Source organism: Streptomyces sp. NPDC031426 (genome assembly GCF_055581585.1).
On record NZ_JBVIJE010000037.1, the window covers coordinates 48,684 to 68,241 of the forward strand.

Genomic DNA, 19,558 nt, shown 5'->3' on the forward strand with positions numbered 1-19,558 from the left:
GTGGGATCCCGCCCATGACTGCTCTCGTGGACGGCTGGTACGAGCTGACGGAACCGGCCGACGGCGTCGTACGGATCAGGGAACCCCATGTCCACCCGCTGCTGCGGGGGAACGTGTGGTGGCTGCGCGGCACCGGGCGGGACCTCGTCGTGGACACCGGGCTCGGCGTGGCCGCGCTGCGCCGGCAGCTGCCGCGCCTCTTCGACCGGGACCCGCTGGCCGTCCTCACCCACGCCCACCTGGACCATGTCGGCGGCGCCCACGAGTTCCGCGTGCGGGCCGCGCACCCGGCCGCCGCCGAGGCCCTGGCGGAAGGTGTGCCCGCGAGCCTGTACGGCCCCGAGCTGTACGCACGACTCGGCATCGACGCGGGCGGCGAGCCGGTACCGGATCTGCTGATCGACGCGCTGCCCCACCCCGGCTACGACCCCCGCACCTATCGCGTCGGCCCGCTGCCGGTGACCCGCACCCTGCTGGACGGGGACGAACTCGACGTCGGCGGCCGCGCCTTGACCGTCCTCCACCTGCCCGGACACACCCCCGGCTGCATCGCCCTGTACGAGGAGCGCACGGGCGCGCTGTTCACGGGTGACGCGCTCTACGAGGGCGACCTCATCGACGATCTGCCCGAGTCGGACCCCGCCGCCTACCGCCGGAGCCTGGCGCGCCTCGCGGACCTGGACGTCCGCGTCGTCCTGCCCGGCCACGGCCGCCCCTTCGGCCCGGGCCGGCTGCGCGAACTGGCCGACGCCTACCTGCGCCGACCCGTACGCGGGTACTAGGACCGCGCCGACGGCTGTCTGACCCCGAGGACGTCGAGCATCGCCCGGGTCGCCGGGCTCGGGTTGAACCGGCTCCAGGCCAGATACTCCAGGCGTCGCGGCCCGTCGACCACCGGCACCAGGGCCAGTCGGGGATCGCCGTCGGCGAGCGGCCGAATGAAAGCCAACGGCAGCAGGGCGATGGCGAGCCCGCGCCCGATCAGCCGGATGATCAGCTCCACGACCCCCGCCTCGTACGCGACGTCACGCGACAGGCCCGCGGCGGCGAACGCCCGGTCGGACTGGGCGCGGGCGGGCGTCCCGGCCACGAAGTCCACGAAGGTCTCGCCGGCGATCTCCGCCAGCGTGACCCGGGACGCGCCCGCCAGCCGGTGCTGGGCCGGCACCACCAGGACATGCTGGTCGTGATCGAGTACGACCGTCTCCAGTCCGGCCGGCCGCTCACCCTCCGGCAGGCCCAGGAACGCGATGTCCAGCTCCCCGGCGCGGATCGCCGCCGCCATCTCGTCACTGCGGCCGGACCGCAGGACGACCCTGACCTCCGGATGCCGGGCGTGGTAGCGCTGCAGCAACTCGGGTACGTCGACGGCCGCCGTGGTCACGATCACGCCAACCGCGAGCCGCCCGCGCACCACGCCGGTCGCGGCGGCGGCGTCCGCGACCGCACGGTCGGCGGCGGCCAGGCACTCGCGCGCGCCCACGAGGAACGCCGCGCCGGCGCCGGTCAGTTCCACCCGGCGGCTGGACCGGGCGAACAGCCGCACCCCCAACTCCCGCTCAAGCGCGGCGATCCGGTGGCTCAGCGCGGACTGCACCACCTGACACCGTTCCGCGGCACGCGTGAAGTTGAGCGTGTCGGCGACGGCGACGACGTACCGCAGCTGTTGAAGATCCACGAATCAATCGTGATTGTTCATGGCTGCGATGACAACCATGCTTTGGAAGCATTGCCGAGCCCGGCCGACACTTCCCCCATGCATCGGTACAAGGCCCAGGCGGCGACCGTCCTGCTGACCGCGCTCGCCCCCGCGTCCTGGGGCACCACCTACGTCGTCACCACGCGGCTGCTCCCGCCCGGGCACCCCTTGTTCGCGGGCCTGATGAGGGCCCTGCCTGCCGGACTGCTCGCGCTGCTGATCACCCGGGTGCTGCCGCGCGGGGTGTGGTGGTGGAAGACCGCGGTCCTCGGCGTCCTCAACATCGGCGCCATGCCTCTGCTGTTCGTGGCCGCCGAACGCCTGCCCGGCGGGGTGGCCGCCACCCTCGGCGCCGTCCAGCCGCTGCTGGCCGCGGGAATCGGCCTCGCCGTGCTCCACGACCGGCCCACGGCCTGGCGGCTGAGCTGGGGCGTGCTCGGTGTGCTCGGCGTCGGGCTGGTCGTCCTCGGGCCGGGGGCCCGGCTGGACGCCGTCGGTGTGCTCGCCGGGCTGGGCCATACGACCACCATGGCCTGCGGGGTCGTTCTCACCAAGCGCTGGGGCCGGCCTGCGGGTGTCGGCCCGCTCGCCCTGACCGGGTGGCAACTGACCGTCGGCGGGCTGCTGTTGCTCCCGCTCACCCTGGCGGTCGAGGGGGTGCCGCAGCGGATCGACGCGGGCGCCGCCGGCGGCTATCTGTGGCTCGGCAGCATGGGCGGACTGATCGCGTACACGCTGTGGTTCCGCGGGATCGGCCGGCTGCCGGTCGCCGCGTCCGCACCGCTCGTGCTGCTGTCCCCGCTCGTCGCGGCCGTCATCGGGATCGCGCTGGGCGAGTCGCTGAGCCTGCCGCAGACCCTGGGCTTCGCCCTGGCGCTGACCGCGCTGGTGGCCGCGCAACTCGGTCCCACGGGACCCCGGACGAAGGAGGAGGAACTCGGTGAGGACAGGATCGATGACGATCGCCGTGCTCGGGGCCACCGGAATGGTCGGCGCCCGGGTGGCCGGCGAGGCGAGGACGCGCGGACACCGCGTGCTGGCGCTGTCCCGGAAGCCGCCGGCGAGCGCCGACCCTGAGGTGACGCCGGTCGCGCTGGACGCGACCGACCCGTACGCCGTACCGGAGGCGCTGACCGGCTCCGACGCCGTCGTACTGACCGTGCGGACGTTCCCGGCCGACCGGGAGTTCCTGGTCGGCGCCACCCGCACGGTGCTGGACGCCGCCGCCCGGCTCGGCATCCGGGTCCTCGTGATCGGCGGCGCGGGCGCCCTGCGCAGCCCCGGCGACCGGGAGCTGCCGGTCGCCGAGAACCCCGCGTACGTGCCGGACGAGTACCGCGCCGTCGCGCTCGCCGGCCTCGCCCAGCTGCACGCCTGCCGGGCCCGCACCGACACCGACTGGGTCTACCTGAGCCCACCGGCCGTACTGGAACCCGGCGAACGCACCGGCCGCTACCGGCGCGGCACCGACACGCTGCTGACGGATGCCCGCGGCCGGTCATGGATCAGTGCCGAGGACCTGGCGGTCGCGGTGCTGGACGAGCTGGAGCGCCCGGGGCGGGACCGCCACATCACGGTCGTACATCAGCGCCCCTGAGGGGCGCGGGGCCGTTTTTGACATGCGGCTACCGCCGCGCGGGCGCGACCAGCCACCACGCGCGGCACACGAAAGACGACCCGGACCGGCCAGGCCGGCGGAGCGCCTAGTCGACGTCCACCGGCCCGTCGTCCGACTTCCGCTCCTTGCCGGAGTGCAGCTGGAGCAGGCCGTTGACGTCACCCCTGGTGCCCTGGCCGCCCTGGCCGTCCTTGTCCTGGCCCAGGCCCTGCCGGACCGAGTCGAGGATCGTCAGGCCCTGGGACACCAGGCCGGCGGCGATCTCGCCGAGGCCGTCCGCGCCGTTCAGGACGTTGACGTTGGCGCCGGACAGACCGCCGGCGGCCTCCTTCACGATCTGCGGGAGCTGGTCGATGAGCATCCGGTCCAGCGCGACCCGGTCGTAGGAGGCCGCGGCCTCCGCCTGGATCTTCATGCGCTGGGCCTCGGCGGCGGCGAGGATCCGGACCCGCTCGGCCTCGGCCTCGGCGGGCCTGACGACCTCGGCGACCAGCTGCTGCTCGCGCAGCTTGGCCTGGCGCTGGGCCAGTTCCGTCTGGGCGGCGAGCACCTCCTGCTGGGCGTGGGCCTGTGCCAGCGGTCCGGCCTGCGCGGCCTGCGCCTGGGCGCGGTCCACCTCGGCCGAGTACTCGGCCTTGACGATCGCGGTCTGCCGGGCGTACTCGGCCTGCTTGCGGGCCGCCTCCTGCTCCGCCTCGACCGCGGCCTGGGTGGCCTGGGCCTGGGCGATCTGGGCCTGCCGCTGGATCGCCGCCTTGTGCGGGGCGGACATCGCGTCGATGTAGCCGGTGTCGCCGTCGTCGATGGACTGGATCTGCAGCGAGTCGACGATCAGGCCGATCTTGGCCATCTCCGTCTTGGAGGTGTCCAGCACCTCGGCGGCGAGCTTCTGCCGTTCGGTGACGATCTCCTCGACCGTCATCGAGCCGATGATGGCCCGGAGGTGGCCGGCGAAGATCCGGCCGGTGAGCACGGACATCTGCTCCTGGTCGGAGAGGAAGCGCTGGCCGGCGTTGATGATGCTCTCGTGGTCGTTGCCGACCTTGAAGGCGATGACCGCGCGGACGTGCAGCGAGATGCCCTGCTTGGTCACACAGGTTTCGGTGACCTCGGCCTCACACATGGAGAGGGTGAGGAACCGGACCTTGCGAAAGACCGGGAGCACGAACTTTCCGTGGCCCGTCACCACGCGGAACGGAGCGCCCCCCAGTCCCCGCCGGCCCCCCGAGATCAACATCGCCTCGTCGGGAGCGGGAACGCGGTATCCGAACATACCTGTACTCCTCAGCTTGCGCCGGCGGCCTCTCCGCCGAGCGCGTCCAATGGATCCACCCACTCGATGACGCCGACCTCGCGGCATCCCCGTGATTCGATCACGAGGACCGTGGCGCCCGCGGGCAGGGGATCCTCGGACCATGCCAGAAACGTTTCGGAGCCGCCTCGAACCCGCACCAGGACCTCACCGGGACCCGCGGATCCCCGCGTCCCTATGAGCACCTTGCCCGTACAGCCGACCACGGCCTCGTCCTGCGGCATCACCGGCCGTCCTCCTCGTTCTGGCCTGAGAATTCCGACGATAGACCGACCGGGGCCGGTTCCCAACGGGTGGGAGGTGGCGGTGTTCCGGTCCCGGTGTTCCGGTCGCGGTGTTCCGCTCTCGGTGTCTCGGTCTCAGTGTTCCGCTCCCGTCTTCCCGGCGACACCGGGGGTGGTCAGCGGGCCGGGACCGGGAAGAGCATGCAGCTGCTGGTGGCGTGGGCCAGCAGCCGGTCGTCGGAGTCGCGGAGTTCTGCCTGGGCGAGGGCGGTGCGGCGGCCGCTGTTGAGGACGGTGCCGATGGCACGGACCTTGCCGGTGTCGACGGTGATCGGGCGCAGGAATTTCAGCGTCAGGTCGATCGAGGTGTATCCCATGCCCTGGGGCAGCACGGACTGCACCGCGCAGCCGGCCGCCGAGTCGAGGAGCGTGGCGTAGACGCCGCCGTGGACGCTGCCGATCGGGTTGTAGTGCTCCTCGCCCGGCACCAGTACGAAGACCGCCCGGCCGTGCTCGGCCTCCTCCAGGGTGAAGCCGAGGGTGGCGGCGATCGGCGGGGCGGGCAGGCGCCCGGCCAGGATCTCGCGGAGGAAGTCGAGACCGCTGTGGTGGGGGACGGCCTCGGCGGAAAGGGCGGGGTCCTCCCAGCCGAACACGCGAGATCTGCGCATCTCCGCTCCTGTCTCGCCGGTCGCGCCGGTGACCTGGGACTTCTTCGATGTGTCGGGCATGGGGGCGGCTCCTCGGGGGCGGGTGAGTCGGTGGGGCGCGCCGGTTGGCGACGGCGGGTTCAGGGGGTGTCCGGGCCGACGCGCAGGAGACCCGGGCCGGCGTCGACGAACGTGCCACCGATCGGCACGTCGTGGCCGTAGTCGCAGCGCAGCACCACGTGTACCGGGGCGCCGCAGTTCACGTGGCGTACGACCACGGGGGGTCCCTGTTCGTCGGTGGCCCAGGTGTCGCCCCACTGCCGCAGCGCCGAGAGGACGGGCAGGAAGTCCCGCCCCTTCTCGGTCAGTTGATAGGCGTACCGGGTCCGCTGGCCGGGTTCCCGGTAGGGCACGCGCTCCAGGAGGCCGGCGGCGGTGAGTTCCTTCAGGCGCGTGGAGGCGGCGGGTTCGCCGATGCCCACACGCTTGGCGAAGTCGTCGAACCGGCGGGTGCCGAAGAACGCCTCGCGCAGGATCAGCAGCGCCGTCCTGGTGCCGACGATCTCCAGGGTCCTGGCGATGGAGCAGTTGGCCATGGACCAGGCGTCCCGTTCCTTCAGTAGATCGTTCATCTCTCAGCCCTCCGCCTGGCTTGCCTCTTCCAAAGTCAGCCTATAACGTCGTAGCTAACTTCTGAAAGCATTAGTCAGCTCCCGAGGGAAGAATCATGGACATCAGCGCAGCAACCGCCCTGGTCACCGGAGCCAACCGCGGTCTCGGCAGGGCGCTCGCCCAGGAACTGGTCGCGCGCGGCGCCACGGTGTACGGGGCGGCCCGCCGACCGGACCAGATCGATCTGCCCGGCGTGAAGCCGATACGGCTCGACGTCACCGACCCCGCCTCCGTCGCAGCGGCCGCCGAGGAGGCCGGTGACATCACCGTGCTGATCAACAACGCGGGCAGTTCCACGGGCGCCGATCTGCTGACCGGCAACTGGGACGCCGTACGCCTGGAGATGGAGACCCACTACCTGGGCACCCTCGGCGTGATCCGGGCGTTCGCCCCGGTGATCGAGTCCCAGGGCGGAGGCTCCATCCTCAACATCCTGTCCGTGCTGTCATGGATCACCTTCCCCACCGTGGGCGCCTACTCCGCGGCCAAGTCCGCGCAGTGGAGCCTGACCAACGCGGTGCGCCAGCAGCTCGCACCCCGGGGCATCACCGTCACCGGACTGCACGTCGGCTACATGGACACCGACATGGCCCGCCACGTCACCGATCCCAAGACCGACCCGGCGGACGTCGCCCGTGCCGCCGTGGACGGCATCGCCGCCGGCGCGCCCGAGATCGTCGTGGACGACCTCAGCCGCCAGGTGCAGGCGGGCCTCTCCGGTGGCGTCGCCGCCCTCTACCCGCAGCTCGGCTGAGACGAGGACACCATGGTTTCCACCCCGTCCCCCGCCCCGGGCCGGCTCAAGCCGGCCGAGCGGCCCACCGGTGTCCGGCCCTCCCCGAACCAGCCCTCCCGCGGCGCCGCCGCCGTCACGCTCATCGCGATGTGCCTGGGCGCCATGACGACGTTTCTACTGATCACCGCCTCGGTGTCGGCGCTGTCGGCCATCCAGGACGACCTGCACGTCTCCCCGACCGGCCTCGTCTGGATCCCCTCCGCGTACACCCTGCTCGTGGCCAGCCTGGTGATGTCCGCGGGCACCATCGGCAACCTCTACGGCCGCAAGCGCGCCTTCGTCACCGGCGCCGCGGTCATGATCATCGGGTCGCTCATCGTCTACACCGCGGGTTCGGCGGGGGGCGTCATCACCGGCCAGCTCGTCTCCGGCCTCGGCGGCGCTCTCATCCTGCCCAACAGCCTGGCCATCCTGGGAGCCACGTTCCCCGACCCCCACCGTCGTACCGAAGTCGTCACCGTCTGGGCGGCCTCCTCCGGCATCGGACTCGCCGCAGGCCCGCTGATCGCGGGCACCCTGCTGGACCACTTCCACTGGAACACGGTCTTCCTGTCGACCGCCGTCCTCGCCGTCGTGACCATGGCCGTCGCCGTCTTCGTCGCCGAATCGCGCGGCCCCGAGGGCAAACTCGACATCCCCGGCCAGGTCCTGGCCGTCCTGGGCATCGCCGCCCTCGTCTACGCCCTCATCGAAGGCGGACACGACGGCTACACCAGCCCCCGGATCCTCACCGCCTGGTTCATCGCCGCCGCGGCCCTGACCGGGTTCGTCCTCGTCGAGCGCGCCGGCCGCACGCCCATGCTGGACATCAGCCTCTTCCGGTCGGCGTCGTTCAGCGCCGTCATGTTCGTCGCGGCGGTCTCCCTGTTCGGCTTCACCGGGCTGGCCATCCTGTCCGTGCTCTTCTACGAGCGCGTCCAGCATCTGTCCGCCCTGGCCGTGGGCTGGCGGCTGCTGGCCTTCTTCGGCGTCTACGTCGTCGTCAGCTACGCGACCGGACGCGTGATCCGCCGCACCGGCTTCAAGCTCCCGCTGACCCTGGGCTTCCTCATCGGAGCCGCCGCCACGGCCGGCCTGACCACGCTCGACCCGGCCACCCCTTATGCCCGGGTGTGGTGGCTGTACGTGCTCTTCGGCGCCGCATCCGGCATGGTGGCCGCGCCGAGCACCGCCGCCGCCCTGGTCAGCGTCTCCCATGAACGCGCCGGCATGGCCTCCGGAGCCGTCAACGCCTTCCGCCAGATCGGATCCGTCACCGGCTCCTCCCTCCTCGGCGCCCTCCTGGCCGGCCGGCTCCAGTCCCAACTGCCCACCCGTCTCGCCGCTCACCACGTCCCCCGAGCAGCCTGGCCCACCGTCGAACACGCCGTCTCCACAGGCACCGGCGGCCACCGCCCGACCCCGCCGAACGTGACCGCCGCGATCGGCGACGCCTTCACCTCCGGCGTCCACGCCGGCATGACGGTCATCACCGCCGTATTCCTGTGCGCGGCCGTCGCCTCGGCGCTCCTGGTCCACAACCGGCCGCACCACGCCTCCGCGACGAATTAAGAGCAGGGGAGAAATTGCCCTGGCTGGGGGGAGGTCGTCCGGGCATCACGCGACCACGTCGAACTCCTGGCTCACGGACAGGCGTTGACAGGGGCCACGGCTGCGGTGTCAGTCTGCTGAAGTATCCTTCCCGCCACCGCACACCGACTGGGAGGACCGACAGAATTGACTGGCCTGCCTGCTTTCCCGCTGCCCTTTCATGCTTCCCGTTCCATATCGTTCGCGACACCGCGAACGCTGCGGGAACTTCAGATGATGCAGTGCAGCGCACACATTCGGGCGAAGCCGGGGTGGTTCGACAAGGTGAACGATGCCGGCATCGTCGCCAGGTGGACCCAAGAAGCGGTCGCCCAGGGCCTCACCGAAGCGCAGGTTCGTTATGTGCTTGCCGAACTCGTGCATTACGCCGCGCTGCGGGACGGCCGAACCGGCATCGAGGTGTCCGCCGTCGACGGGGTGTGGCAGTCGGACACACTGGTCGACGACAAGCTCAGATCCCGGCTGCGCGAGGCGGTTCGGGTCCTGGAACAGGTCCCCGAAGCAGAACAGGACTGGCATCCCGGATCCGACGGCCAGGTACTGGATCTGGTTCATCCCTCACTGTTCTGCCTGGTGAGAGGGGTGAGCGGCGCGCCCGAGCGGGCTTGGCAGAACCCGACGGACCGCTATTCGAAGTACGAATTCTCGGAGAAATTCCAGTGGCTGCCCACGGACGTCGATGTCAGCGACGACGGCGATGTCGCCTTCCGTTCGTACGTCAACAACGTCCACCCCGAGACTCATCGCGAACTGGCCTCCGTCCTGCCAGACCTGTTCGCACGCTTTCGCCCGCTGCTGGAGAACGTGCTCACCGACCTGCGCCATCCGCGGCCCCTGCGGATCGAGGCCGATCCCTTCGGGTGGTACGACTCGGAGCCGGAGTATCCGAACAAATCCTCCTACAGTGATGACGGGGCCTACGCAGAAGCCGTCCGTGCATGGGAAGAGGCCCAGGACGACTGGTGGGAAAACCGCCGCCCGGTCATCCCGGACGCCCCGGCCTTCACGCCGCCCGAGTTGCCTGACGAATCCGCCCGAGTCGACCTGCGCGGTCGCCGCCTCCAGGTCATCGTCAAGCTCGCCACCATTCATCTCACTCCGGACAAGCCCGAGTACCCTGGCGGTTCCTGGCATGTCGAGGGGATGTTGAACGAGCGGATTGTCGCGACCGGCATCTACTACTGGGACAGCGAGAACATCACCGAAAGCCGGCTGAGTTTCCGGGCGGCACTCGACGACCCGGACTACGAACAGAGCGATGACAACGGTGTGCGTGAGGTCTATGGCCTGGAGGACGAAGACGCACTGAACCAGATGCTGGGATCGGCATCGACCCCAGCGGGCCGCTGCCTGGCGTTCCCGAACATCCTGCAACACCGCGTCGGCTCATTCCGCCTCATGGACCACACCCGCCCGGGACATCGCAAAATTCTCGCGTTCTTCCTGGTCGACCCGTCGGAAAAGATCGTTTCGACATCCGATGTCCCACCGCAACAACCATGGTCCGACACCTCGACCATGACGCTTGAACAGGCCAAGAACTACCGCGAAGAACTCATGCAGGAACGGAAGTTCTTCGTCGACGAACACAACGAGCAGCTCTACGAACGAGAATTCTCCCTCTGCGAGCACTGAATCTCTTCCATCCTGAATACGTGCGGGTCACCCGGACGCAGGACAAGCTCCGTGATCGGCTGTTCCGTCGGGGGCTCCGGCTCGTTGGGCAGTATCGAGGGCATCCGAAAGGGCCGGCAGGGATGAGTCAGGGAGTGCCAGTGCCGCAGCACGAGCAGCGTCAGATCACCGTCGAGCAGTTCCAGGACGCGACGCTGATCTGGAACTATCACCAGATGGGCCACGAGCAGCGGCCCTGCTCGGCGGCGATCGGCCTGGGCAGCCACGACCTCGGTGTGGCCACCACGGCCGCCGAGCTGTACCGCGCCGGCCTCTTCCCGGTGCTGGTGTTCAGCGGCGGAAACAGCCCCACCACTCGCGCCCGCTTCCCGCGCGGCGAGGCCGTTCACTACCGGGAGCATGCCCTGAGCCTGGGTGTGCCGGACGAGGCGATCCTGGTCGAGCGCAAGGCGGCCAACACCGGCCAGAACATCAGCTTCTCCCGCGAGCTGCTCGGCGAGGCCGGTGTGCAGGTCGACTCGCTGCTTCTGATCTCCAAGCCGTACATGGAACGCCGCTCGTACGCGACCTGCCGCAAGCTGTGGCCCGAGGTCGAGGTCGTGTGCGCCTCCGAGCCGCTGGAGCTGGACGACTACATCAAGTCCATCGGCGACGGGAAGCTCGTCGTCGACATGCTCGTCGGCGACCTGCAGAGGGTGATCGAGTACCCGAAGCTCGGCTTCGCTGTCGAGCAGGACGTGCCGGGCGATGTGTATGACGCTTACGAGCGCCTCCTGGGTGCCGGCTTCGACAGCCGCCTCATCAGCACCTGAGCCGACGCCCCACCTTGATCAACCGGGCACAGCCGGGCGGTCCTTCGTGAGCGATGCCGAGGGTGCACTCGCCGATCAGGCCGTCGTCGGCGGGCGTGACCCGCATCGGCGGGGCGAGCGGGCTGCCGGCTCCGGTGACCGGGCTGTAGATCCGCGTGCGGTGGGGAATTCGCCGACTTCGGGGATCTCACCCCTCGCGCGTCGTTGCCCCGTGAGCTGTCCGGTGAGGGTGCGGACGCCGTCCGCGATGCGGTGGAGGGTCGTAGGGGAGGCGGTGGTGTGGACGATGGCTTCCACCAAGGCATGTAGTTCGTCGCCGAGGCGGGTGATGGCCGCCTTCAGGCGTTCCAGCTCAGCGGTGCCGGTGGCGGGCAGGTTGGTGAGCGCGCAACTTGGTGTTCCTGTGCGCCCCGCAAGATCTCAACGTGCGACACCCGCTTTAGGGGTTTGCCCTAGGCAGGGGTGGGACCTGCAGAAATGCTGATTGCAGGGCGCCTGGCCCGCGAAAACACCCCCCGTAGTTGTCACGTGTTCACGGGTTTCCCGGCCTCATGTGTTCTGGATCCGTTCTGGCCTGAGCAGTTGGTTGTGGGGGCAGCAGTGGTCAGGCAGTGGCAGGGCGCGGTTCGCCGTGGAAGACCTGTCGGGTGTGCCAGTCGCGGTGAGCTGCGGCAAGAGAGCGCGAGCCGGGCTGGGGGCCGATGAGGGGGCGGCCCGCGAGGGCTATGACATGGTCGCGGGCGGCGGGGCTGTGGCCGACGAAGCGTTGTGAGACCAGGATGCGTTGGTCGCCTCCCAGGCCGAGGACGCCCTTGTCAAAGAGCTTGTGGTGCAGCGAGCACAGGCACAGCCCGTTCTCGATCTCGTCGGGTCCGCCGAACGCCCACCAGCGCACGTGGGCGGCCTCCAGTCCGACCGGTACCGCGCCGATCCTGCCGTCGTATCCGCAGAAGGCGCACCGGTACTCGTAGGCGGTCAGCACCAGTTCCCGCATCCTCCGGTCCCGCTGCCTGCGTACGGCCGAGAGCTGCTCGGCCTCCGTCTGTTCCAGGTCCAGGCCGACGGCTTCGCACAGTTCCCCGTGCAGAGAGGGTGGGAAGTGCAGGTCGAGCAGCAATCGCGCGATTCTGCCGAGTAGGTCCGGTTCGCGTCGCAGGGCCGCTCTCAAGTCCGGCGCGAGCCGGCCGGTGGCGCCCGTCTCTCGGAGGTCCCGTACTCCGCTGCCAGGGCTGCCCGCTCCGCGATCGGTGCGGACCTCCCATACGCCGTCGTTGACCAGGTGGTGGAAGGGGTAGGCGGGTGTCGTCTTGTTGGGTGGACCGTACTCGGTCAGCAGGCGCTGCAGGTCGTGCTCCACGGCGGTGTATTGCAAACCGTCGTCGGCGTCCTCCTGGAACCGGCCGAGGGCATACAGGAGCAGCAGCGGCTTGTGCGGAGCGCGCGTTCCACCCTTGGTCCACTGCCTCAGCTTGGCGATCCGCTCCAGCCAGTCCATGGCGTCTGATCGTAGAAGGGCCGGCTCGACCACGTGGTGTTTCTCAGGATGGCTGCATGCCTGGGAACAGGGCACGGGCGCGGTGCGGGTCGGGGCCGACGAAGGTCCCGTCAGCCGTGACGAGGTTTGTGTCAGGGGCTGCCCGGCTGGTGATCGTACCGCTCACCGAGATCTTGCGGTCGGCTGTGCCGGTGCGCGCGTGAGGATGCGCAGGGGTGTTTCCAGCGGGACCGGGCGGTGATAGCGCATCTGGAGGGAGACGGTCAGGCCGGCATCCCAGCTGCCGTGCAGGCGCGGCCCATTGAAGCGGTTCGCCGTGGCAGCCAGGCATGAAGAACGAAACCAGTCGGCGCGGGGACGACCCTCGGGTGCTTACTTCCAGCCGTTCAGCGACACCTGAGGACCATCGGCGAGATATCGGTGCAGAGCGCTGGCGGTGGTGTCCACAAATTCCTCCGGGATGGCACCGGCGTCAACCCAGCAGACCTGGGCGTGCTTGCGCGGCTCGCGGTTTTCTGGTTCGCCGGTCCATTCGTGGGCGGCGAAGACGACGGTGAGGAAGCCGTTGGGTGCCTCGACACCCCAGGCGCCATGGATGATGTGGGCGACCTGCAGTGCTTCAGGCTTCACAGTGAGGCCGGTTTCCTCGTACAGCTCGCGTACGGCGGTCTCGGTGATGGGCTCGCCGGGCTCGCTTTTGCCGACGGGCAGGTCCCACATGCCCTGTGCGAACTTGGCGTTCTGGCTGCGCTGGAGGAGGACGACGCGGTTGGTGGCCTTGTCGTGGGCGATGACGGCGGCGACCAGCAGGGTCATGGATTCGAGGGCGGGCTTGAGGGCTTTGGGCTGGTCGTCGGTTGTCCGCTGAGCCCGGTTGTGTCCCTTCGTCGGCCAGTTAGTGGGCAGCTTAGGCCAGTGCTTCGCGTGCGCGACGCGCGAGCTCGGCGGCTCCGAGCACTCTGCGACGCTGGTAGATGGCGAAGGCGGAACGGAGTGAGGTGATCGCCTTGCGGGTGCGGTCCGAGGTCATGCCCTCCATCAGGGACAGGGCCTGGGACCAGGCGGCGACGGCTTCGTCGGCTCGGGCTTGGGCGGCGACGCTGTCGCCGAGGTCGGCGTAGGTGAGCGCGTCCGGGACTACGTCACCCCTCCCCGACCGCACGCGTTTGCCCATCGCACGCTGGGAGTTCGACACCGAACGGTGGGAGAAGCACCTCGGGCGAGCGAGTCTCTGGCTCGCCTCGGCCCAGGAATTCCACGACGCCCGCCACGGCCTCTGGCCCACCACCCTGCTGATCACCGCGCGCAAGCTCTGACCCCAGCCCCTGCCCCCCTGGGAGAACCCAATGCGCGCGCCCTACCTGCTTCTCGACATCGACGGCGTCCTCATCCCCTTCCCGGACGCGGAAGGATCCGGCCCCGAGACCCACACGCGCCACGACGTCGTTCCCACCGGCCGGACCGCCGACAACCCGGTCACCATCTGGCTCAACCCCGCGCACGGTCCCCTGCTCATGCAGGTGATCCGAACCGGCCTGGTCACCCCCGTCTGGTGCACCAGCTGGCGTCAGGACGCCACCACGCTCATCGGCCCGTTCCTCGGCCTCCCGCCCCTGCCGCACGTCGACCTGCCGCGTCCGCAGATCACGACCAGCCGCCCCAACGGCTACCTGTGGAAACGCGACCGCGTCGACGACTGGCTCGGCGACGCACCAGCCATCTGGATCGACGACGACTTCACTGACCTCGATCACGAATGGGCGAGGGAGCGCACCGCCCGGGGCCACGTCACCGCCCTGGCTCAGCCAGATCCGCATGTCGGACTGTTGGCCGAGCACCTGGTCGAGGTTTTGGCCTGGGCCGCATCTCCGGCACCCAAAAGGACGAGGCCCGAAGACCCCGCCCAAACCCCACGAAACACCAGGTCAGGGCCACACCAAGCAATAAGGCTGATGCCCCGCCTCATGCAGCCGATGCGAGAAGTCCTGCCATTCGTGCAGCGAATGGGAGGGGCGGGGCACTGACCTGGGGTTTCTCTGTGAAGCGTGCGTTGACCTGCGGAAACACTCCTCGGCAGTTCTCACGGGTCAACGCCGTTTCCCGGGCTCATGTGCCCTGGATGTGCCCTCGTGGCCTCTTACCAGAGGGCGCCCTGCTCGCCCGACGGACCGGTACTTGGCGGCTTCGCCGCCGCGCTCACTCGGGTCTTGGCGTTGATGGCACGAGGTTCCGTCGTCACGGCGCCCGACTCACGTAGCTGTCGGACGGCCGTGATCACTTGGCCGGGCCGGTAGACGGTCTCCAAGAGGGTGTAGCGCTGGAGTTCCGGGACGGTTCGCCCCTTGGGCGCTTCGGATATGAAGTCGTACAGGATCCGTCGTAGCGGAGCCGTATCCGGTTCGAATACGAGATCCAGCATCTGCTGTTCGGTGTCCCTGGGGTCGCGGTAGCGGACGCCGTAGGAAGGGTCCACCTTCCACATGGCGTCCTTCATCTTCTCCAGTCCTCGCTCGTGCTGGGTGCCGAAGATCAGGTAGAGCTTCCTGCCGCCCTCGTCGACCATCTCGAAGTACAACGTGTGCGTGAAACCGGCCTGGCGTAGCGTGGCCCGGTATTGCTCGCGCAGGAACGTGAACTTGTGCGAGGAGGGCTGCCGGAATACGTCTTGCCACTCCTGGCTGCCGAAGGCTTCGTCGCCGAGTTGCCGGTGGCCGTCGTGCCTCTCGGCGAACCGGGTGAGGAAGGCAGGTTCGAAGGTGACCATGACTTCGGTGCTTCGGTAGCGACCGAGTTCATGCAGCAGCGAGTACGGGATGTCGGGCCCACCGAAGCTGTCCAGGAGGACGAAGAGGGGCTTGCCCAGCCTGCCGGTGCTCTGCAGCTTGCTCAGGAGGGCCGGGTGGAAGTCCCCCTGCCCGATGTCGACCGACAGACGTGCCGTGATGTCGTCTGCGTGCCTCGATTGAGCGAGGGTCATCTGGCGCTGCAATTCTTCCACCCGTCGGTGGTCTTCCTCCATGAGGATCAGACGCATGCGCTTCGGGAAACGATGCAGAGCGCGGGCGAAGACCTCATAGGCGACGACGGGAGATCCGGGCTCGCCCTGCTTGTAGACGCCGGCCCCCGCGAACCCTTCTGCGTAGGTGATCACGTCGTTCCGCGACAGCAGAATCGGCGCCCACGCTTCCAAGTACCGCTTGAGTAAGTCGTGTTTGGCGGCCGTGTGCGGATCGCGTTCCCACACGGCATCCTTCGGTACGGCCATGACCGCTCCCCCTACTCCCATACGGCCCCGCTGGGGAGAGGGTCACACACCGTTGCCATATGCCACCAGAGCGCGTACGGGGTTCGTTGGAGATTGGCCGTTACTGCACTGCTGCCACGCGCAGCCGGGGCGGCATCTGGTCCCACGTGATGCCGGCGAGCTCACGGCCTCCGGACTTGGGGGTGCGGCCACCCCACTGCTTGAAGAAGAACGGCACGTCGGCGTCGTTGCAGGCATCGCGGATCTCGACCAGCCATTCCTCTTGCACGGGGCGGTGCTGGGGGCCGGATTCGCCACCTGCGATCACCCAGCCGATGCCGTCCAGGCGCAAACCTGTCAGAGGGCCGAGCAGTGGTTCGCAGGACAAGAACCGCACCGCGGCTGGCACCTGCCGCAGGTCATCAATGCGATCCAGGTGATCCGCGTTCTCGACGGAGACGCCCATCCAGAGGTTGGGAGGCCAGTCGAGTTGGCCTGCCAGTCGCCGGAGCCTGCGGGCTCTCTTCGTCAGGAGTTGATAGGTGTGCTGTGGAGTGTCGGCGATTACCTGGAAGACCTGCTGTACGAAGTCCAAGGGGACCTTGGCGTGGAACAGGTCGCTCATTGAGTTGACGAAGACCATGCGGGGGGTCTTCCACTGACGGGGGATGGCCAGCGTGTCCGGATGGAGGGTGAGGCCGAAGCCGGGACCGGAAGTCCTGGGGTCACCGTCGGCTTGGTACTTCGCCACCCCCATCGCCTTGAGGCGTCTGGATAAGGTCAGGGCGTAGCAGTTGTCGCACCCGGGAGAGATGCGATCGCAACCGGTGGTCGGATTCCAGGTCGCCTCAGTCCACTCGATGGTGCTGCGATCGCCCATGGGTCCCCTCCCGTAGCAGTTGGGCAAGGGCCACCAGCGCTTGCCCACTCTGCGCTTCGACTGCGCTGCCTAACGAGCGACGTACCGAACTGGCACGCGACCGTGCCCATCTTTCAGGTCGAACGCACGTTCTGTGAAGGGGGTGTCTCCTGCGTGGCTGTCGGGGTCAGGTAGCCGTGGCAGGGCGCGGTTCGCCGTGGAAGACCTGTCGGGCGTGCCAGTCGCAGTGAGCTGCGGCAACAGGGCGCGAGCCGGGCTGTGGGCCGATGAGTGGGCGGCCCGCGAGGGCTATGACGTACTCGCGGGCGGCGGGGCTGTGGCCGACGAAGCGTTGCGAGACAAGGATGCGTTGGTCATCCCCCACACCGAGGACGCCCTTGTCGAAGAGCTTGTGGTGCAGCGAGCACAGGCACAGCCCGTTCTCGATCTCGTCGGGGCCTCCGAACGCCCACCAGCGCACGTGGGCGGCCTCCAGCCCGACGGGCACCGCGGCGATCCTGCCGTCGTATCCGCAGAAGGCGCACCGGTACTCGTAGGCGGTCAGCACCAGCTCCCGCATCCTCCGGTCCCGCTGCCTGTGTACGGCCGAGAGCTGCTCGGCCTCCGCCGGCTCCAGTTCCAGGCCGACAGCTTCGCACAGTTCTCGGTGCAGGGAGGGTGGGAAGTGTAGGTCGAGCAGCAATCGCGCCATTCTGCCGAGCAGGTCCGGTTCGCGTCGCAGCGCCGCTCTCAAGTCTGGCGCTAGCTGCCCGGTGGCGCCTGTCTCGCGAAGGTCCCGTACCCCGCTTCCAGGGCTTCCCGGTCCGCGATCGGTGCGGACTTCCCATACGCCGTCGCTGGCCAGGTGGTGGAAGGGGTAGGCGGGTGTCGTCTTGTTGGGTGGGCCGTACTCGGTCAGCAGGCGCTGCAAGTCCTGTTCCACCGCGGTGTATCGCAGGCCGCCGTCGGCATCATCCTGGAACCGGCCGAGGGCGTACAGGGGCAGCAGCGGCTTGTGCGGAGCGCGGGTACCGCTCCTGGTCCACTGCCTCAGCTTCGCTATCCGCTCCAGCCAGTCCATGGCGGCTGATCGTAGACGGGCCTGCCCGCCCACGTGTGGACACTGCTCAGGACGGCTGCATGCCTGAGAACAGGACGCGGGCGTGGTGCGGTTCGGGGGCGATGAAGGCCCCGTCAGCCGTGACGTTGAGCCCGAGGCAGGCAGGCTTCGCTCGGTGTCGGTCTGAATCGGTCAGATCCGTTCACAGCGCCAACAGGCTATCTCCACAAGACATAAGATGATGCGCCTGGGTTGGCTGTTGCTCAGGTCAATGTCTGGGGCGAGGCGCCCCTGGTGGCTTGCGTCTGCCCCGAGGCGCTAGGGAACGGAGCGGCTGAGAACGGTGCACCTGCACAGCTTCACCGTGTGCGGATTCCGATCCCTCAAGGACGTCCGTGACATTCCGGTCAGCACACCGACCATCCTCGCCGGCCAGAACGACGGCGGTAAGAGCGCGGTGCTTGCCGCGCTGGCGTTCCTTGTGGGCAATGAGCAGTTGACCGAGGACGATCGTACGTACGAGCTCGACGCTTCGGATGGCGTGGACGTCGATGACTCGGCGCCTCTCCTGCGGTGTTCGACCACATGGGTGGAGGGGCAGTTCACCCTCGACTCTTGGGAGTTGGAAACGTTCGGCTTCCCGACCGAGGAGTTGCGCGTACGGCGGCGCGCTGTCAACGGTGAGGACCCCGTCCTTGAGTGCTGGGCGCCGCTCGCGGACGACGAACGACTGCGAGACCCTTCCAAGCTGTCCCTCAACGAGGTGAGAGCCCTCGCCAAGCAGTTGCTTCCTGAGCTGTCGTCCATAAAGCGCGGCGACATCGAGCCAGCCCTATGCAGGTATGGCATGGCTCACGCCTCAACGTCGGGCTGGGTTCCTGCTCCGAGGGAGATGGAGCGCCGCATGCCCCGGCTGATGCCGTTTGACGGGAAGTCGGCCGATCCCGACGCTGCGGTGAAGACCGCGCTGATGGGCCGCTACCAGGCCCATATGGCGGATCCCACGCTTGAGGGCCAGTTGCAGTCGATCGAGGCCGGGATCAAGGAGCGACTTCAGGACGACGCCCGGTCTCTGTGCGAGCACATTCAGAGCCGTTGCGACGACCTCACTGATGTTGATGTCGAGCCTGTGGTCTCGTTCACTCACGGTTTCCGGGGTGCGCCGCTGCGAATCGCCCGTACGAAGGGCGAGACCGTGGGCCTGGATCGTTCCGGCCTAGGTAGCGCACGCCGTATCTCCCTGGCGATCTGGGAGTGGAACAGCCAGCTGCTCACACGCGAGGAGTTCGCCGACGTCGACTCTTCAGCTGACCCTGAGGCCGCCGAGGATGTCCCGCCTCCGGTACAGACGATCGTGATCTACGACGAGCCGGACACGCACCTCGACTACGGGCACCAGCGCAAGATCATGCAGCTCATCCGTGACCAGAGCGCGCTGCCCCATGTGAACGTAATCGTCGCCACCCACTCCATGAACCTTATCGACGGTGTCGACATCGCCGACGTCGTGCATCTGCGACTGGAGCACGGACGGACGGTGATCGAGCGGCTTGGGGCCGACACCCACGACGACATCGACGTGCATTTGGGGCGCATGGCCGCGGCAGTCGGCCTTCGCAACTCTGTTCTGCTGCATGAGCGTTGCTTTCTGGCTGTCGAGGGCGACACCGAACAGCGGGTGATCCCCATGCTGTTCCGGCTGTCGGAGGGCCAGTCTCTCCAGTCGGCCGGCATCGCCTTGTGGGCGTGCTTCAACAATGAGGGGGCCCTGCACCTCGCTCACTATCTGGTCGCGCATTGAGCTGCCCCGAGTTTCGTAGAGTCCGGTGATCTTGTTTCAGGCGGACTGCGGGGTTTGCTCCTGGCTCTGCCAGAAGGCTTCCTCGTACTCG

Annotated in this window: 18 protein-coding genes and 3 pseudogenes; 10 read left to right on the top strand and 11 right to left on the bottom strand. The window is 68.6% G+C overall.

The genetic code is table 11. The features are described from left to right. Positions 1–14 precede the first annotated feature (14 nt). Complete coding sequence (locus ACZ5NH_RS40750; RefSeq protein ID WP_468782856.1) at positions 15–782, top strand: MBL fold metallo-hydrolase; 768 nt, start codon at positions 15–17, stop codon at positions 780–782. Here the strand turns inward: ACZ5NH_RS40750 and ACZ5NH_RS40755 are convergent. After that, a complete protein-coding gene (locus ACZ5NH_RS40755) occupies positions 779–1,678 on the bottom strand; it encodes a LysR family transcriptional regulator (RefSeq protein WP_468782858.1) in 900 nt (299 codons plus the stop codon). The two genes, ACZ5NH_RS40750 and ACZ5NH_RS40755, sit on opposite strands and share 4 nt — an antisense overlap. A 78-nt stretch (positions 1,679–1,756) precedes the next feature. Between ACZ5NH_RS40755 and ACZ5NH_RS40760 the strand changes: the two genes are divergently transcribed. Together ACZ5NH_RS40760 and ACZ5NH_RS40765 are read left to right on the top strand one after the other, a co-directional pair. Then, a complete protein-coding gene (locus ACZ5NH_RS40760; RefSeq protein ID WP_468782860.1) occupies positions 1,757–2,776 on the top strand; it encodes an EamA family transporter in 1,020 nt (339 codons plus the stop codon). Continuing rightward, positions 2,685–3,296: an NAD(P)-dependent oxidoreductase gene (locus ACZ5NH_RS40765; protein ID WP_468782884.1), complete on the top strand. Its 612-nt coding sequence runs from the start codon at positions 2,685–2,687 to the stop codon at positions 3,294–3,296. Before ACZ5NH_RS40760 ends, ACZ5NH_RS40765 begins: the two co-directional genes overlap by 92 nt. A gap of 106 nt (positions 3,297–3,402) precedes the next feature. Here ACZ5NH_RS40765 and ACZ5NH_RS40770 read toward each other — a convergent pair whose 3' ends face one another. The 4 genes from ACZ5NH_RS40770 to ACZ5NH_RS40785 form a co-directional block, all read right to left on the bottom strand. Continuing rightward, positions 3,403–4,590 carry an SPFH domain-containing protein gene (locus ACZ5NH_RS40770; protein ID WP_468782862.1) on the bottom strand — a complete coding sequence of 396 codons (1,188 nt, stop codon included), beginning with the start codon at positions 4,588–4,590 and terminating at the stop codon, positions 3,403–3,405. Between the two features lie 11 nt (positions 4,591–4,601). Then, on the bottom strand, positions 4,602–4,853 hold the full coding sequence (locus ACZ5NH_RS40775; RefSeq protein ID WP_388619257.1) for a hypothetical protein: 252 nt from the start codon (positions 4,851–4,853) through the stop codon (positions 4,602–4,604). 176 nt (positions 4,854–5,029) lie between these two features. After that, complete coding sequence (locus ACZ5NH_RS40780) at positions 5,030–5,524, bottom strand: PaaI family thioesterase (protein ID WP_388621007.1); 495 nt, start codon at positions 5,522–5,524, stop codon at positions 5,030–5,032. Between the two features lie 119 nt (positions 5,525–5,643). Beyond that, complete coding sequence (locus ACZ5NH_RS40785) at positions 5,644–6,135, bottom strand: winged helix-turn-helix transcriptional regulator (protein WP_468782864.1); 492 nt, start codon at positions 6,133–6,135, stop codon at positions 5,644–5,646. Positions 6,136–6,230: 95 nt separating this feature from the next. Here ACZ5NH_RS40785 and ACZ5NH_RS40790 point away from each other — a divergent pair, with 95 nt between their 5' ends. From ACZ5NH_RS40790 to ACZ5NH_RS40805, 4 genes are all read left to right on the top strand, one after another. Continuing rightward, positions 6,231–6,929, top strand: a complete 699-nt coding sequence (locus tag ACZ5NH_RS40790) for an SDR family oxidoreductase (protein WP_468782866.1) — start codon at positions 6,231–6,233, stop codon at positions 6,927–6,929. 12 nt (positions 6,930–6,941) lie between these two features. Then, entirely contained in the window at positions 6,942–8,522 is a 1,581-nt protein-coding gene (locus tag ACZ5NH_RS40795) for an MFS transporter (RefSeq protein WP_468782868.1), read from the top strand. Between the two features lie 165 nt (positions 8,523–8,687). Then, positions 8,688–10,196 (top strand): DUF4246 domain-containing protein, encoded by a 1,509-nt coding sequence (locus ACZ5NH_RS40800; RefSeq protein ID WP_468782870.1) that lies wholly within the window; start codon positions 8,688–8,690, stop codon positions 10,194–10,196. 122 nt (positions 10,197–10,318) lie between these two features. Continuing rightward, positions 10,319–11,008, top strand: coding sequence for a YdcF family protein (locus tag ACZ5NH_RS40805; RefSeq protein ID WP_468782872.1), 690 nt, complete (start codon positions 10,319–10,321; stop codon positions 11,006–11,008). A 604-nt stretch (positions 11,009–11,612) separates the two neighbouring features. Here the strand turns inward: ACZ5NH_RS40805 and ACZ5NH_RS40810 are convergent. The 3 genes and pseudogenes from ACZ5NH_RS40810 to ACZ5NH_RS40820 form a co-directional block, all read right to left on the bottom strand. Continuing rightward, complete coding sequence (locus ACZ5NH_RS40810; protein ID WP_468782874.1) at positions 11,613–12,503, bottom strand: phosphorothioated DNA-binding restriction endonuclease; 891 nt, start codon at positions 12,501–12,503, stop codon at positions 11,613–11,615. Between the two features lie 372 nt (positions 12,504–12,875). After that, complete coding sequence (locus ACZ5NH_RS40815) at positions 12,876–13,409, bottom strand: NUDIX domain-containing protein (RefSeq protein ID WP_468782886.1); 534 nt, start codon at positions 13,407–13,409, stop codon at positions 12,876–12,878. Between the two features lies 1 nt (position 13,410). Beyond that, positions 13,411–13,632, bottom strand: a pseudogene (locus ACZ5NH_RS40820) (tetratricopeptide repeat protein); the annotation flags it as partial. 19 nt (positions 13,633–13,651) lie between these two features. Here ACZ5NH_RS40820 and ACZ5NH_RS40825 point away from each other — a divergent pair. Continuing rightward, a pseudogene (locus ACZ5NH_RS40825) lies at positions 13,652–13,819 on the top strand (SAM-dependent methyltransferase); the annotation flags it as partial. A 30-nt stretch (positions 13,820–13,849) separates the two neighbouring features. Next, positions 13,850–14,368: pseudogene (locus ACZ5NH_RS40830) on the top strand (HAD domain-containing protein); the annotation flags it as partial. A gap of 272 nt (positions 14,369–14,640) precedes the next feature. On the opposite strand, the gene ACZ5NH_RS40835 reads toward ACZ5NH_RS40830, so the two are convergent. The 3 genes from ACZ5NH_RS40835 to ACZ5NH_RS40845 all read right to left on the bottom strand — a co-directional run bounded on the left by ACZ5NH_RS40835 (position 14,641) and on the right by ACZ5NH_RS40845 (position 17,687). After that, positions 14,641–15,768 carry a three-Cys-motif partner protein TcmP gene (locus tag ACZ5NH_RS40835; RefSeq protein ID WP_317925564.1) on the bottom strand — a complete coding sequence of 376 codons (1,128 nt, stop codon included), beginning with the start codon at positions 15,766–15,768 and terminating at the stop codon, positions 14,641–14,643. A 100-nt stretch (positions 15,769–15,868) separates the two neighbouring features. Beyond that, entirely contained in the window at positions 15,869–16,627 is a 759-nt protein-coding gene (locus ACZ5NH_RS40840; protein WP_391821808.1) for a DUF5131 family protein, read from the bottom strand. A 166-nt stretch (positions 16,628–16,793) separates the two neighbouring features. Next, the gene (locus ACZ5NH_RS40845) at positions 16,794–17,687 is read right to left on the bottom strand and encodes a phosphorothioated DNA-binding restriction endonuclease (RefSeq protein WP_468782876.1); all 894 of its coding nucleotides are present in this window, start codon (positions 17,685–17,687) and stop codon (positions 16,794–16,796) included. Positions 17,688–18,009: 322 nt separating this feature from the next. On the opposite strand from ACZ5NH_RS40845, the gene ACZ5NH_RS40850 reads away from it, so the two are divergent. After that, complete coding sequence (locus ACZ5NH_RS40850; protein ID WP_468782878.1) at positions 18,010–19,467, top strand: ATP-dependent nuclease; 1,458 nt, start codon at positions 18,010–18,012, stop codon at positions 19,465–19,467. The last annotated feature ends 91 nt before the right edge of the window (positions 19,468–19,558 follow it).